We start from the raw sequence: 14742 nt of genomic DNA on the forward strand, positions 1-14742 counted from the left end.
ATGTCGTTGGCAAAAGCGTCACTGTGGACCGCGGCGTCCACCTTAGTCAAAATAGGCGCCGGTCTGCTGGTGGTAAAGCTGCTGGCGGTCTCATTTGGCCCGGCGGGCGTGGGCCAGGCCGGTAACTTCCGGCAATTGGTCACCGTCCTTGGCGTACTGGCGGGCGCCGGAATTTTTAATGGCGTCACTAAGCTGGTTGCCCAACATCACGACGATCCGCTACGCCTGAAGCAGGTGGTCGGGACGTCGTCATCAATGGTGCTCGGCTTTTCCACCCTGTTAGCGCTGGTCTTTTTGCTGGCGGCGGCGCCCATAAGCCAGGCGCTGTTCGGTCATTCGCACTACCAGAATCTGGTACGTCTGGTGGCGCTGGTGCAGATGGGGATTGCGTGGGCCAACTATTTGCTGGCGCTGATGAAAGGTTTTCGCGATGCTGCGGGTAACGCTTTTTCGCTGATTGCCGGTAGCCTGATTGGCGTTGCGGCCTATTACGCCTGTTACTACTTCGGTGGTTATCAGGGGGCGCTGTTAGGGCTGGCGTTAGTCCCCGCGTTGGTGGTGGTTCCGGCCGCCATTATGCTATGGCGGCGTGGCGCGATCCCGTTGAGCGCGCTACGCCCGCGTTGGGATAACGGGCTTGCAGGGCAGCTATCGAAATTTACCCTGATGGCGCTGATTACCTCGGTGACGCTGCCGGTGGCCTATGTGATGATGCGTAATCTGCTGGCGGCGCATTACGGCTGGGAGGCGGTCGGTATCTGGCAGGGGGTGAGCAGTATCTCAGATGCCTACCTGCAGTTTATTACCGCCTCCTTTAGCGTGTATCTGCTGCCTACGCTGTCGCGGCTGAGCGCCAAAACGGACATCACGCGTGAGATAGTGAAGTCGTTGAAATTCGTTCTGCCGGCGGTGGCGGCGGCGAGCCTGACGGTCTGGCTGCTGCGCGATTTTGCCATCTGGTTACTGTTTTCCGCGCGCTTCACCGCGATGCGCGACCTGTTCGCCTGGCAGCTGGTGGGCGATGTTTTAAAAGTTGGCGCTTACGTCTACGGCTATCTGGTGATCGCCAAAGCGTCATTGCGTTTTTATATTCTGACGGAAATCAGCCAGTTCACGCTGCTGACCGCATTTTCACACTGGCTTATTCCGGCGCACGGCGCACTTGGCGCGGCGCAGGCGTATATGGCCACTTATATTGTTTATTTCGCCCTTTGTAGTGGCGTGTTTTTACTCTGGCGTAAACGGGCATGACAGCACTGATACACGTACTGGGATCGGATATCCCGCACCACAACCAGACCGTATTGCGGTTCTTTAACGACGAACTGGCCGCCGACCCGCGGGCCAGGACGTTTATGGTCGTGGGTGATGCGACAGGTATGCGCGAGGCGTATCCGGCGCTGGAGATTACCTGCTACCCGGCTAAGAAATCGCTGGCGCAGGCGGTGATTGCCAAAGCGAAAGCCGATCGCCAGCAGCGCTTTTTTTTCCACGGTCAGTTTAATACCGGTCTGTGGCTGGCGTTGTTGAGCGGCGGGATCCGCCCGTCGCAGTTTAACTGGCATATCTGGGGCGCGGATCTGTATGAGAACTCCGTTAGCCTGAAATTCCGTCTTTTTTATCCTCTGCGCCGCATGGCGCAAGGGCGGGTAGGGCGCGTCTTCGCCACCCGCGGCGATCTCAGCTGGTTTGCTAATCGCCATCCGCGCGTGCCGGGCGAACTGCTGTACTTCCCGACCCGTATGGATCCGACGCTAAATTCCCTTGCCGATACCGCCCCGCGCGGTGACACCCTGACCATTCTGGTGGGGAATTCCGGCGATCGTAGTAACGAGCATATTGCAGCGCTGAAGGCGATACATCAGCAGTTTGGCGATACGGTGAATGTCATCGTACCGATGGGCTATCCGGCTAACAATGAAGCGTACATTGACGAAGTGCGCCAGGCGGGAGAGACGCTGTTTAGTCGCGAGCATCTGCAGATCCTTAGCGAGAAGCTTGAGTTTGATGATTATCTGGCGCTGCTGCGCCGCTGCGATCTGGGTTATTTCCTGTTTGCTCGCCAGCAGGGTATCGGCACGCTGTGCCTGCTGATTCAGGCGGGTATTCCCTGCGTGCTCAATCGCGAAAATCCGTTCTGGCAGGATATGACCGAACAACAGATCCCGGTGCTGTTTACCAGCGATACTCTGGATGTCGACGTGGTGCGCGAAGCGCAGCGTCAGTTAGCGAGCGTTGATAAAACGCAAATCGCCTTCTTCCGACCGAACTATCTGGTGGGGTGGCAGCGGGCGCTACAGCTGGCAGCGGAGGCGCGGGTATGACGTTAATGCAATTTAGCGGGCTGTTGGTGGTCTGGCTACTGTCGACGCTGTTTATCGCTACCGCCACCTGGTTTGAGTTCCGCCGCGTGCGATTTAACTTCAACGTCTTTTTCTCGTTGTTGTTCCTGCTCACCTTTTTCTTCGGCTTCCCGTTAACCAGTATCCTGGTGTTCCGCTTTGACGTCAGCGTGGCGCCACCGGAGATTTTGCTGCAGACGCTGCTGGTTGCGGTGTGTTTCTATGCTATCTACTACGTGACCTACAAAACGCGCCTGCGTCCGGCATCGCGCGATGTTCCACGTCGTCCGCTGTTTACCATGAACCGGGTTGAAACCCATCTGGCCTGGGGGATTTTGATGGGGCTGGCGCTGCTGTGCGTCGGTATCTTCTTCGCCCACAACGGTTTCCTGCTATTTAAGCTCAATTCATACAGCCAGATATTCTCTGCGGAAGTGTCCGGCGTGGCGTTGAAGCGCTTCTTCTACTTCTTTATTCCGGCGATGCTGGTGATCTATTTCCTGCGTCAGGATTACAAGGCGTGGATTTTTTTCCTGGTGAGCACCGTCGCCTTTGGCCTGCTGACCTACGCGATCGTCGGCGGTACCCGCGCCAATATCATTATCGCTTTCGCTATCTTCCTGTTTATCGGCATTATTCGCGGCTGGATCAGCCTGTGGATGCTGGCGGCGGCGGGTGTGCTGGGTATTGTCGGTATGTTCTGGCTGGCGTTGAAGCGCTACGGGATGAACGTTAGCGGCGATGAAGCGTTTTATACTTTCCTCTATCTCACGCGCGATACCTTCTCGCCGTGGGAGAACCTGGCGCTGCTGCTGCAGAACTACGACAAGATTGAGTTCCAGGGGCTGGCGCCGATGATCCGCGACTTCTACGTCTTTATCCCCAGTTGGATGTGGCACGGCCGCCCAACAATGGTGCTGAATACCGCCAATTACTTCACCTGGGAAGTGTTAAACAACCACTCGGGGCTGGCGATATCGCCGACGCTGATTGGTTCGCTGGTGGTGATGGGCGGCGTATGGTTCGTACCGCTGGGCGCCGTCGCGGTAGGGCTCATCATTAAATGGTTTGACTGGTTGTACGAACTTGGCAATCGGGAGAGCAATCGCTACAAAGCGGCTATCCTGCATAGTTTCTGTTTCGGCGCTATCTTCAACATGATAGTGCTGGCGCGCGAAGGGTTGGATTCGTTTGGCTCCCGCGTGGTGTTTTTCCTCGTGATCTTTGGTATCTGCTTGTTAGCGGCGAAATTGCTGTACTGGCTCCTGGACAGCGCAGGATTGATTCATAAGCGGTTGAAGCCGCTTTCGCAACCGCAGGTATGATAAGGATGAACATGACTGATAACACTTCCGCGCCGCAGTATGCGCTGCGAGGGCTGCAGCTTATTGGTTGGCGCGACATGCAGCATGCGCTCAATTATCTCTTCGCCGACGGCGAACTGCGTCAGGGAACGCTGGTTGCGATCAACGCCGAAAAAATGCTGGCGGTAGAAGATAACCCGGAAGTGCGAGCGCTGATTGAGGCCGCCGAGTTTAAATATGCCGACGGCATCAGCGTCGTGCGCTCATTACGCAAAAAATATCCGCAGGCTGAGGTGTCGCGCGTTGCCGGCGCCGATCTGTGGGAAGCCTTAATGGAGCGCGCCGGGGCGCAGGGAACGCCGGTGTTTCTGATTGGCGGTAAGCCCGAGGTGCTGGCGGAGACGCAAGCGAAGCTGCGTGAGCGCTGGAAGGTGAATATCGTCGGCAGTCAGGACGGCTATTTTTCCGCCGATCAGCGCCAGCAGCTGTTTGAGCGGGTACGCGACAGCGGGGCGAAAATTGTCACCGTCGCGATGGGATCGCCGCGCCAGGAAATTCTGATGCGCGACTGCCGACTGGTGTATCCCGCAGCGCTGTATATGGGCGTTGGCGGCACTTATGACGTCTTTACCGGCCACGTACACCGAGCGCCCAAATTCTGGCAGAACCTGGGGCTGGAGTGGTTCTATCGCCTGCTCCTGCAGCCGAGCCGCATTAAAAGACAGTTCCGTTTACTTCGCTATTTACGTTGGCATTATTCCGGCAAGCTCTGATATTCCACTGCAACCAGAAGAGATTGCATACATATTCTGTGTAATCTCTTCACTCGCCTGATACTTTATTTGCCATTTCCGTAAAATTAATTAACCATTCGCATGCTTCAAACGCGTGGGGGAGACCTGCGCGTCGGCAAGGCTATGGTTTCAATTAATAACAATAACCGGCAGTACCCGGAATACAGCAAACACAAGAGGCTTTATGACTGAGAAAAAAGCGGAACTCCAGCGTGGACTGGAGGCCCGACATATTGAGCTAATCGCGCTAGGCGGGACGATTGGCGTAGGGTTATTTATGGGGGCGGCAAGTACGCTGAAGTGGGCCGGTCCGTCCGTCCTGCTGGCGTATATTATCGCCGGTTTATTTGTCTTCTTTATCATGCGTTCGATGGGCGAAATGTTGTTCCTCGAACCGGTAACCGGCTCGTTCGCCGTTTACGCACACCGTTATATGAGCCCGTTCTTCGGCTATCTCACGGCCTGGTCATACTGGTTTATGTGGATGGCGGTGGGGATATCTGAGATCACCGCCATCGGAGTATATGTGCAGTTCTGGTTCCCGGAGATGGCGCAGTGGATCCCGGCGCTGATTGCCGTCGGGCTGGTCGCGCTAGCGAACCTGGCGGCAGTACGTCTTTACGGTGAGATCGAGTTCTGGTTTGCAATGATTAAAGTCACCACCATTATCGTGATGATTGTCATCGGCCTGGGCGTTATCTTCTTTGGCTTCGGCAATGGCGGACAGTCGATCGGTTTTGGCAACCTGACCGAACACGGCGGCTTCTTCGCCGGCGGCTGGAAAGGCTTCCTGACGGCGCTGTGTATTGTCGTCGCCTCTTATCAGGGCGTTGAACTTATCGGTATCACCGCCGGAGAAGCGAAAAACCCGCAAGTCACGCTGCGTAGCGCGGTGGGCAAAGTGCTTTGGCGTATCCTGATTTTCTATGTGGGGGCGATTTTCGTTATCGTGACTATCTTCCCTTGGAACCAGATTGGCTCGACTGGAAGCCCGTTCGTCCTCACCTTCGCCAAAATCGGCATTACCGCGGCGGCGGGGATTATCAACTTCGTGGTGCTGACCGCAGCGCTGTCAGGGTGCAACAGCGGGATGTATAGCTGTGGGCGTATGCTGTACGCGCTGGCGCGCAACCGCCAGCTACCGGCGGCAATGGCCAAAGTGTCGCGTCAGGGCGTACCGGTAGCGGGCGTCGCGCTGTCGATCGTGATTCTGCTCATCGGTTCGTGCCTGAACTACATTATTCCTAACCCGCAGCGCGTGTTTGTCTATGTTTATAGCGCCAGCGTATTGCCGGGGATGGTGCCGTGGTTTGTGATCCTGATTAGCCAGCTGCGTTTCCGTCGCGAGCATCAGCAGGCGATGGCCAGCCATCCGTTCCGTTCGCTGTTGTTCCCGTGGGCGAACTATTTGACGATGGCATTCCTCGTTTGTGTGCTAATCGGCATGGGAATTAACGATGAAACCCGGATGTCGCTCTTTGTCGGAATTATTTTCCTCGCCCTGGTGACCCTTATTTATAAGGTTTTCGGCCTCGGCAAGCGGGGGAATCTTGATAAAACGGCGGAATAAGCGCCAAAGCGCACAAACTGTGAGCAAATAGAAATTTTATTTAAAAAGGCACTAGACAGGGGGGGGGGAAGTCCGTATTATCCACCCCCGCAACGGCGCTAAGCGCCCGTAGCTCAGCTGGATAGAGCGCTGCCCTCCGGAGGCAGAGGTCTCAGGTTCGAATCCTGTCGGGCGCACCATTTACCCGGTGCTGGAGCTGCGGTGGTTTTAATACCGCGTAAAAGAATTGTTGTGGTGGCTATAGCTCAGTTGGTAGAGCCCTGGATTGTGATTCCAGTTGTCGTGGGTTCGAATCCCATTAGCCACCCCATTATTTGATAGAGTTGTGAATTGCGAAGGTGGCGGAATTGGTAGACGCGCTAGCTTCAGGTGTTAGTGTTCTTACGGACGTGGGGGTTCAAGTCCCCCCCCTCGCACCACGACTTTAAAGAATTGAACTAAAAATTCAAAAAGCAGTATTTCGGCGAGTAGCGCAGCTTGGTAGCGCAACTGGTTTGGGACCAGTGGGTCGGAGGTTCGAATCCTCTCTCGCCGACCAATTTTGAACCCCGCTTCGGCGGGGTTTTTTGTTTTCCGGATTTGCTCAATTATCTTTTATCCCGCTGATCTTCCTCGTAAAAAATAGTTTCTATCTCTGCGAATTATTGTCCGGAATTGTCCCAAATGATTGCTGCGATAGATGCAATCTCGCTGGATCCTGTGCGATAATAACCGGGTAGATGCTCATTCCATCTCTTATGTTCGCCTTCGTGCCTCATAAACTCGGGAATGATGCAGAGCCGTACTTACGGTGCTTATCGTCCACTGATAGATGTCGCATTTTATATGTCTCATCAAACACCATGGACATAACGTTGAGTGAAGCACCCAATTTGTTGTCAAACAGACCTGTTTTAACGCCTGCCCTGATTTCAGTGCAGGCGTTTTTTTCTTTCAGGGGAAGGCTATCTTTTCGCGAGAGAAGGGCGCTATCGCCCCGAACGAGGCGATAGCGTTATCGTGCATTACTGCTGAGGGTTATTGTGCAGCGTCAACAGCAGGCCGTCACGACGCATGGTCGCCGCTTCTTCCGGCTGATGCAGGCGGTCCAGCGCATCGGCAAGCCACGCGTAATCAAAGGCATCCGGACGCTGCTTAAGCGCGGCGCGGAAGGCGATACTGGCCTCCTGCCATTCACCGTGACGCATCAGCGACTGGCCCAGGGTGCTCCACAGCAGCGGACGGTCGCCGACGGCTTTGATCTGCTGGCGCAGCACTTTCTCCAGTTGCTCCGGATTATTGGTCTTCAGTCGCGGGATCGGCATGACCAGGCGGTCGTCATACTGTTTCTTCAGACCATCGATAATAATCTGCTGTGCGGTATCGTGATCGTCGCTCTCGATAAGGCGTTCGGCCATTGCCACCTGCAGCGGTATCAGCGCGCGCGTTTTACGGCTCTGGTTGCGCCACCATTCGCGTAGCCCTTCGCTACCGCCGTCGGCCAGCGCTTTGTCCATCAGGCCAATCCACGCCAGCTGTTCCAGCGCGGCGCGGTGCTCTTCATCCCCCACGTTGGCTTTCGCCATGGATGGAATGATGTCCAGCAGTGAATTCCACGCGCCGGTGCGGGTATAGGCCTGCTCGGCAAGACGCAGCACCTCCGGATGACGCGGGGTCACTTCCAGCAGCTTATCGATGCCGTGACGAGCGGCGTGGTTTTCGTTCCGCGCCAGCTGTAGACGCACGCGGGTAATTTCGACCGGGATGAGATCGTCGCCGGCCAGTTCGGCGGCGCGCTCAAGGTGTTGATTGGCGCGAGCTTCATCGCCGCGCTGTTGGGCCGCTTCCGCCGCTAACAGATAGTTCACGACCGGTTGTTCGGCGTGATCGGCATTTTTCGCCATCAGCTTTTCAACCTGTTGGTAATCGCCTTCCGCCAGTTTCAGCAGCGCTTGCTCGGTTTGCTTACGCGCGCGGCGGCGCTTACGGCCGACGAACCAGCCGCGCGTGTGCGCGCCGGTACGGAAAATGCGGCGCAGAAGCCACTCGATAGCGAACAGCACCACCATTGCGAGGATCAGGATGATCACAAGGCCCGTCACGCTGGTTTCGATATTGTAGTTATCGGTCTGGATCAGAACGTAGCCCTGGTGGCCCGCGATCATCGGGCCGACGACGATCCCGGCGATCAGCAGTGCGAAAAGCAGGAGAATTTTCAGCATCGGTTATTCTCCTTGCGGCGCAGGGGCTGGCGCGGTCGCTGCTGGCGCTGGCGCTGGCGCCGGAGCGGCTGCCGCAGGCTGGGCCATCAAATTACGCACCCGGGTTTGCATCAGCTTTTCCAGCAGGCTCTGGCTCTGCAGCGTTTCCGGCACGCTCATGGTGATACTCTGCTGACTGAGCTTATCCACCTCTTCAAGGAAAGCCTTGGTGGTGGCGTCTTCAGTATCGTAATAGGCGCGTACCCAGGTGGAGACGTTTTCCAGCGCCTGCTTATAGGTTTCTTCCTGATGACGCGGCACCGCCTGCGCGGCAACCAGCAGACGAGAGCGGATATTTTCGCGCAGATAGACATCCTGATTTGGCGCTAACAGCGGCACCGCCGTTTCGTCGCGGCGACGTATGGTAATAAAGCTATCCATAAAGTTCTGCCAGCTTTTCTGCAGGTTAACGCGCCATTCGCCGATGGAGCTGGAGAGCTCATCGCTGTCGGCATCCATCGGGGAATCATCGTCGTTATTATCAGCCAGACGCAGATTGTCGATTTGGTTCGCCAGCTGGTTAACCTTGAGGATAATGCCGTCGTAATCGACCTGGCTTACCGCCGACAGCGAAGCGATGTCATCGGTGATGGCGCGGCGCGCGCCGATAAGGCTTGGGTCGTTCATGTCGGCGAGGCTGGCATCGGCGCTTTTCAGCAGTGCGGCGGCGGTCGTCACATCCTGATCGCTCCACAGCTTACGTCCCGCCAGCTTAACCAGGAAATCAGCCTGCGCCAGCAGCCAGGTTTTGGCGTCGCTGCCGGAAATTACGGCAACTTTTTGCTGTAGCTCATCAAGCTGTTTCGTCAGGGTTTCCTGTTCGCGTTTGGCTTCGCTCAGCCGATCGGCCTGCTGTTTGATGACGCTTTCCAGCTCGCTCTTCTGGCTGTCCTGCGCTTTTTGCAGCGCCGCGAGCTGGCTTGCTAATTCAGAGCTGGTTTCGTTTTGCCGAGTAACCTGTTGCTTATTTAAGCCATACAGGCCAATACCGGCGGCGAGGGCGATAGCGATAGCAATCGCGCTGAGCGCCAGGCTGGTTTTGTTGCCGGCCTTTTTCTTCTCGTTGTTTTCTGGCTGTGGCGTGGTTTCCACGGCCTCCCTGGTCTCTTCAACCACGGCGGATTGATTTTGTTGTTCCGTCATTATGGCTTCCAATGTTGAGAGTTATTGTAATGCGCGTAGCAGCGCATCGTTGTCGGCGTTATCGGCAACCTGAATATCCTGCCAGCCCAATTCCCGGGCCTGAAGGGCCAGACGTTCGCTGACAACGACAAGGCTACAGTGCAGCAGCCACTGTTCGCGATACCACTGGGGTATTAACGACCACAGCTGCTGCAGCATCTCGCCGCTGGTGACCACCAGCGTAGTGACTCCACGAGATTGCCAGCGCATAGCCTCTTCCGCACCATCATAGTACTTCGCACAACGTTGATAACATTCACAAAATGTTACTTCGGCGCCGCGTTCACGCAGCGTGTCGCCTAATAATTCCCGCCCGCCGTTGCCGCGCAGAATCAGGGCTTTCTTGCCCGCAATGTTTTGTAATTCAGGTAATTGTAGCAAGACTTCGCTGATTTCCCGATCTAACGGGTAACGGATATTTTTACCACTGACCGTATGCAGGGCCAGCGCGGTGGTGCGGCCTATCGAGAAATAGGCCGGGTCGGAGGGCCAGCGTTGGCTCTCCTGCAGCAGACGGGCATGGGCGAATTCCACTGCATGCTGCGACAGCGCAAACAACAAATCGTCCGCGCCTAATGCCGCCAGCTGGCGCGGGAGCGCTGCCAGTTCTCGACCCGGCGTGAATTCAATCAGCGGAAAGCTCCAGGCCACGCGTCCCAGCGCGCGCAGGCGGCTGACTAACTCTTCACCTTGCGGTAGCGGACGAGTGACCAGGATGCTCATCGTGGGGCTTCTCCATCATAGACCGCCGCGAGGATGTCGCGGGCGCCGTTATCCAGTAGTTCTTCCGCCAGCGAGACGCCGAGCGCCTCTGCCTCTTCCGGCCGCCCGCGACGTTCGCCGCGCACGACCCGCGACCCATCCGGCGCGCCTACCAGCGCCCGTAGCCACAGCTCACCATCGCGCAGTTCGGCATAGCTGCCAATCGGCACCTGACAACCGCCTTCGAGACGGGTGTTCATCGCCCGCTCGGCACGTACGCGCACGGCGGTTTCCGTATGGTTAAGCGGCGCTAATAGCGCTTTGGTCCATTCATCGTCAAGGCGGCATTCGATACCCACCGCGCCCTGGCCGACGGCCGGCAGAGATTGTTCAGGCGAGAGCGGCTGGCGAATACGCGCTTCCAGTTTCAGGCGTTTCAGCCCGGCGGCGGCAAGGATAATAGCGTCATACTCGCCGTTATCGAGTTTGCCTAATCGCGTGCCGACGTTGCCGCGTAGCGAGCGAATCACCAGATCGGGGCGCTCTGCCGCCAACTGGCACTGGCGACGTAAACTTGACGTGCCAACGATGCTGCCAGCCGGCAGCGCGTCAATTGAGGCATAGTGATTGGAAACAAAGGCGTCGCGCGGATCTTCACGTTCGCAGATGGTGACCAATCCCAGGCCTTCAGGGAATTCGACCGGGACATCTTTCATCGAATGGACGGCAATATCGGCGCGCCCCTCAATCATGGCGAGCTCTAACTCTTTTACAAATAAGCCCTTGCCGCCCACTTTCGCCAGCGGGGTATCAAGGAGCACGTCGCCGCGGGTGACCATGGGCACCAGCTCAACGGAAAGCCCCGGATGACAGGACTCCAGACGCTCTTTCACATAATGTGCCTGCCATAGCGCAAGCGGGCTTTGCCGTGTGGCAATTCTCAAAACTTTGTCTAACATGCTTGTTACCGTCATTGTCGACCATGAGCCATCCTAACATTGTTGCTTTAGGGATGTTAGTTTCGCGGTTAATGTGGGATGCTGGCATGATGACCTTTAGCGTTTCATGCGGATGCGGTTGCCGCAAGCGTAGTGGGGAATTTACACCCGGCAAACGGTGCTACACTTGTATGTAGCGCATCTTTCTTTACGGTCAATCAGCAAGGTGTTAAATTGATCACGTTTTAAACCATTTGTCAGCCAGCAGTTCATCACAACCACACCGATGACGAATGGTGACGGTTCTTGTTGAAATACTGAAATCCTCCGTACTATTGTACGTCGGATTTTTGAACATCAGGCGATATGTCTTGTACCTCTATATTGAGACACTGAAACAGAGACTGGATGCCATCAATCAATTGCGCGTGGATCGCGCGCTTGCTGCCATGGGACCCGCTTTCCAGCAGGTTTACAGTCTTCTGCCGACATTACTACATTATCATCACCCGCTGATGCCGGGTTACCTTGACGGTAACGTTCCCCGCGGCATTTGCCTCTACACGCCTGATGAAACCCAACGCCACTATCTTGACGAACTCGAACTGCATCGCGGCCTGCTAACGCAGGAGCCGCCGAAAGGCGAACTGCCGATTACCGGCGTCTATTCGATGGGCAGTACCTCTTCCGTTGGGCAAAGCTGCTCTTCCGATCTGGATATCTGGGTATGCCATCAGGCCTGGCTGGATAACGAAGAACGCCAACTGCTGCAGCGTAAATGCAGCCTGCTTGAAAGCTGGGCGGCGTCGCTCGGCGTCGAGGTCAGTTTCTTCCTGATCGACGAAAACCGCTTCCGCCATAACGAAAGCGGCAGCCTCGGCGGCGAAGACTGTGGTTCGACCCAGCATATTTTGTTGCTCGATGAATTTTACCGCACCGCCGTGCGTCTTGCCGGGAAACGTATTCTGTGGAATATGGTGCCGGGCGATGAAGAAGATCATTACGATGATTACGTGATGGGGCTGTATGCCCAGGGCGTGCTGACGCCAAACGAATGGCTCGATCTCGGCGGCCTCAGTTCGCTGTCGGCGGAAGAGTACTTCGGCGCCAGCCTGTGGCAGCTGTATAAAAGCATCGACTCCCCGTATAAAGCGGTGTTGAAAACGCTGTTGCTGGAAGCCTACTCCTGGGAATACCCCAACAACCGCCTGTTGGCGAAAGATATTAAACAGCGCCTGCACGATGGCGAGATTGTCTCATTCGGTCTCGACCCTTACTGCATGATGCTGGAGCGCGTAACCGCCTATCTGCAGGCTATCGAAGACGACACCCGTCTCGATCTGGTTCGTCGCTGCTTCTATTTGAAAGTCTGTGAAAAACTCAGCCGCGAGCGCGCCTGCGTGGGCTGGCGTCGTGAAGTCGTCAGTCAGCTGGTGAAAGAGTGGGGCTGGGATGAAAAGCGTCTGATGATGCTTGATAACCGCGCTAACTGGAAAATCGATGAAGTGCGCAAAGCGCACAACGAACTGCTCGACGCGATGATGCAGAGCTATCGTAATCTGATCCGCTTCGCTCGGCGCAATAACCTTAGCGTCTCCGCCAGCCCGCAAGATATCGGCGTGCTGACGCGCAAGCTGTATGCGGCCTTTGAAGCGCTGCCGGGCAAGGTCACCCTGGTGAACCCGCAAATTTCACCGGACCTGTCGGAGCCGAATCTGACCTTTATCCACGTGCCGCCGGGCCGCGCCAACCGTACCGGTTGGTATCTGTATAACCGCGCGCCGGATATGGAATCGATTATCAGCCATCAGCCGCTGGAATATAACCGTTATCTTAATAAGCTGGTGGCCTGGGCCTGGTTTAACGGCCTGCTGACCTCACGCACCCGTCTGTTTATTAAGGGCAACGGTATCGTCGATTTGCCGAAGCTGCAGGAGATGGTGGCCGACGTGTCGCACCACTTCCCGCTGCGCCTGCCGGCGCCGACGCCAAAAGCGCTGTACAGCCCGTGCGAAATTCGCCACCTGGCGATTATCGTCAACCTCGAATATGACCCGACGGCGGCTTTCCGCAATCAGGTGGTGCATTTCGACTTCCGTAAGCTCGACGTTTTCAGCTTCGGCGAAGAGCAAAAATGCCTGATTGGCAGCGTCGACCTGCTGTATCGCAACTCGTGGAACGAAGTGCGCACGCTGCACTTTAACGGCGAGCAGGCGATGATCGAAGCGCTGAAGACTATTCTCGGCAAAATGCATCAGGACGCCGCGCCGCCGGATAGCGTGGAGGTGTTCTGCTATAGCCAGCATCTGCGTGGCCTTATCCGCACCCGCGTGCAGCAGATGGTCTCCGAGTGCATCGAACTGCGCCTCTCCAGTACCCGTCAGGACACCGGGCGCTTCAAAGCGCTGCGCGTCTCCGGCCAGACCTGGGGCCTGTTCTTCGAGCGCCTGAACGTTTCGGTGCAGAAGCTGGAAAACGCCATTGAGTTCTACGGCGCTATCTCGCACAACAAGCTCCACGGCCTGTCGGTACAGGTAGAAACCAATCACGTTAAGCTGCCGGCGGTGGTGGATGGCTTCGCCAGCGAAGGGATTATTCAATTCTTCTTTGAAGATGCGGATAACAATGACAGCGGCTTTAACATCTACATTCTCGACGAAAGCAACCGCGCAGAGGTCTATCATCACTGCGAAGGCAGCAAAGAAGAGCTGGTGCGCGACGTCAGCCGCTTCTACTCGTCATCGCACGATCGCTTCACCTACGGCTCAAGCTTCATTAACTTCAACCTGCCGCAGTTCTATCAGATAGTCGAAGTTGACGGACGCACGCAGGTGATCCCGTTCCGCAGTCAGGCGATTGCTGCCGCGGTGCCGCCGGGCCAGGAAGCGGTCGCCTCACCGGTGCTGCAGCAGCGCTACTCGTAGATTTGCCCCGGATAAGGCGCGATGCGCCGCCATCCGGGAAAGACGTCATTAACGGAAGCTCACCGTCTCGCCGGCCTGATTGCTCGCCGCCTGCTCCAGCAGATCCCAGAAGCGTTCGCCGCTGCGATCGCAGATCCACTCATCGCCTTGCAGATCGAAGTGATAGCCGCCTTGCTTGGTCGCCAGCCAGACCTGATGCAGCGGCTCCTGACGGTTAATAATGATCTTACTGCCATTTTCGAAGCTGATGGTCAGCACGCCGCCATTGATTTCGCAGTCGATATCGCTGTCGCCGTCCCAGTCGTCCAGACGTTCTTCGATGGTCATCCACAGGCTATCGGCCAGGCGATGGAATTCACTGTCGTTCATAGTTATATTCTGCTTTTTTGATTTTTGAAGATGGCCGCAGTATAGCGCGAAACAAAAGCGCGCGCAGTCAGATGCTAAACGCTTGCTTTTACGTCTTCTCCTGCGATGATAGAAAGCAGTAACGAATGAATCATGGGCAACTATCAATGAAAAACGTTTTACCCACGCTTGCCGTTCTGTTTGCAATCTTCAGCCTGACCGGCTGCGGTTTGAAAGGGCCGCTGTATTTCCCGCCGGCAGACAAAACCGCGCCGCCGCCGACCAAGCCGGTTAACCCAGGCATTCAGAGCGCGACGCCGGATCGTAACGATCGCGGCGATAATGGCGGTCCGACCCAGGTTAACTATTAACGATAACGTTCTGTTCCGCGCAATTGG

12 protein-coding genes and 4 tRNA genes are annotated in these 14742 nt (G+C 56.3%); 11 read left to right on the top strand and 5 right to left on the bottom strand.

The window, feature by feature from the left end; genetic code table 11:
- The 9 genes from wzxE to PGR10_RS24310 all read left to right on the top strand — a co-directional run bounded on the left by wzxE (position 1) and on the right by PGR10_RS24310 (position 6548).
- Positions 1–1251, top strand: coding sequence for a lipid III flippase WzxE (gene wzxE / locus PGR10_RS24270; RefSeq protein WP_045378694.1), 1251 nt, complete (start codon positions 1–3; stop codon positions 1249–1251).
- The gene (locus PGR10_RS24275; protein ID WP_430924243.1) at positions 1248–2324 is read left to right on the top strand and encodes a TDP-N-acetylfucosamine:lipid II N-acetylfucosaminyltransferase; all 1077 of its coding nucleotides are present in this window, start codon (positions 1248–1250) and stop codon (positions 2322–2324) included. Before wzxE ends, PGR10_RS24275 begins: the two co-directional genes overlap by 4 nt.
- Positions 2321–3667 carry an ECA oligosaccharide polymerase gene (wzyE, locus tag PGR10_RS24280; protein ID WP_087858705.1) on the top strand — a complete coding sequence of 449 codons (1347 nt, stop codon included), beginning with the start codon at positions 2321–2323 and terminating at the stop codon, positions 3665–3667. The genes PGR10_RS24275 and wzyE overlap by 4 nt, the downstream gene beginning before the upstream one ends.
- Before the next feature lie 11 nt (positions 3668–3678).
- Positions 3679–4419, top strand: coding sequence for a lipopolysaccharide N-acetylmannosaminouronosyltransferase (wecG, locus tag PGR10_RS24285; protein WP_015368874.1), 741 nt, complete (start codon positions 3679–3681; stop codon positions 4417–4419).
- A gap of 205 nt (positions 4420–4624) precedes the next feature.
- A complete protein-coding gene (thrP, locus tag PGR10_RS24290) occupies positions 4625–6010 on the top strand; it encodes a bifunctional threonine/serine APC transporter ThrP (protein ID WP_087858704.1) in 1386 nt (461 codons plus the stop codon).
- A 102-nt stretch (positions 6011–6112) separates the two neighbouring features.
- Positions 6113–6189, top strand: a tRNA-Arg gene (locus PGR10_RS24295).
- 55 nt (positions 6190–6244) lie between these two features.
- Positions 6245–6320, top strand: a tRNA-His gene (locus PGR10_RS24300).
- Between the two features lie 22 nt (positions 6321–6342).
- Positions 6343–6429: transfer RNA gene (locus PGR10_RS24305), tRNA-Leu, on the top strand.
- Between the two features lie 42 nt (positions 6430–6471).
- Positions 6472–6548: transfer RNA gene (locus PGR10_RS24310), tRNA-Pro, on the top strand.
- A 466-nt stretch (positions 6549–7014) separates the two neighbouring features.
- Here the strand turns inward: PGR10_RS24310 and hemY are convergent.
- From hemY to hemC, 4 genes are read right to left on the bottom strand one after another with little or no spacing between them, the layout of a single operon-like run.
- On the bottom strand, positions 7015–8211 hold the full coding sequence (hemY, locus tag PGR10_RS24315) for a protoheme IX biogenesis protein HemY (protein ID WP_042894676.1): 1197 nt from the start codon (positions 8209–8211) through the stop codon (positions 7015–7017).
- Between the two features lie 3 nt (positions 8212–8214).
- The gene (hemX, locus tag PGR10_RS24320; protein ID WP_430924244.1) at positions 8215–9393 is read right to left on the bottom strand and encodes a uroporphyrinogen-III C-methyltransferase; all 1179 of its coding nucleotides are present in this window, start codon (positions 9391–9393) and stop codon (positions 8215–8217) included.
- Positions 9394–9414: 21 nt separating this feature from the next.
- Positions 9415–10155, bottom strand: a complete 741-nt coding sequence (gene hemD, locus PGR10_RS24325; protein WP_113374971.1) for a uroporphyrinogen-III synthase — start codon at positions 10153–10155, stop codon at positions 9415–9417.
- Positions 10152–11093, bottom strand: a complete 942-nt coding sequence (gene hemC / locus PGR10_RS24330; protein ID WP_032715387.1) for a hydroxymethylbilane synthase — start codon at positions 11091–11093, stop codon at positions 10152–10154. The genes hemD and hemC overlap by 4 nt, the downstream gene beginning before the upstream one ends.
- Positions 11094–11443: 350 nt before the next feature.
- Here hemC and cyaA point away from each other — a divergent pair, with 350 nt between their 5' ends.
- A complete protein-coding gene (gene cyaA / locus PGR10_RS24335; RefSeq protein WP_015368868.1) occupies positions 11444–13996 on the top strand; it encodes a class I adenylate cyclase in 2553 nt (850 codons plus the stop codon).
- A gap of 48 nt (positions 13997–14044) precedes the next feature.
- Here cyaA and cyaY read toward each other — a convergent pair whose 3' ends face one another.
- Positions 14045–14365, bottom strand: coding sequence for an iron donor protein CyaY (gene cyaY, locus PGR10_RS24340; RefSeq protein ID WP_015368867.1), 321 nt, complete (start codon positions 14363–14365; stop codon positions 14045–14047).
- A 146-nt stretch (positions 14366–14511) separates the two neighbouring features.
- Here cyaY and lptM point away from each other — a divergent pair, with 146 nt between their 5' ends.
- Complete coding sequence (gene lptM / locus PGR10_RS24345) at positions 14512–14715, top strand: LPS translocon maturation chaperone LptM (protein ID WP_020077593.1); 204 nt, start codon at positions 14512–14514, stop codon at positions 14713–14715.
- Positions 14716–14742: the final 27 nt, after the last annotated feature.

It is taken from the genome of Klebsiella sp. 141198, assembly GCF_050600785.1.
GTDB lineage: Bacteria > Pseudomonadota > Gammaproteobacteria > Enterobacterales > Enterobacteriaceae > Klebsiella > Klebsiella aerogenes.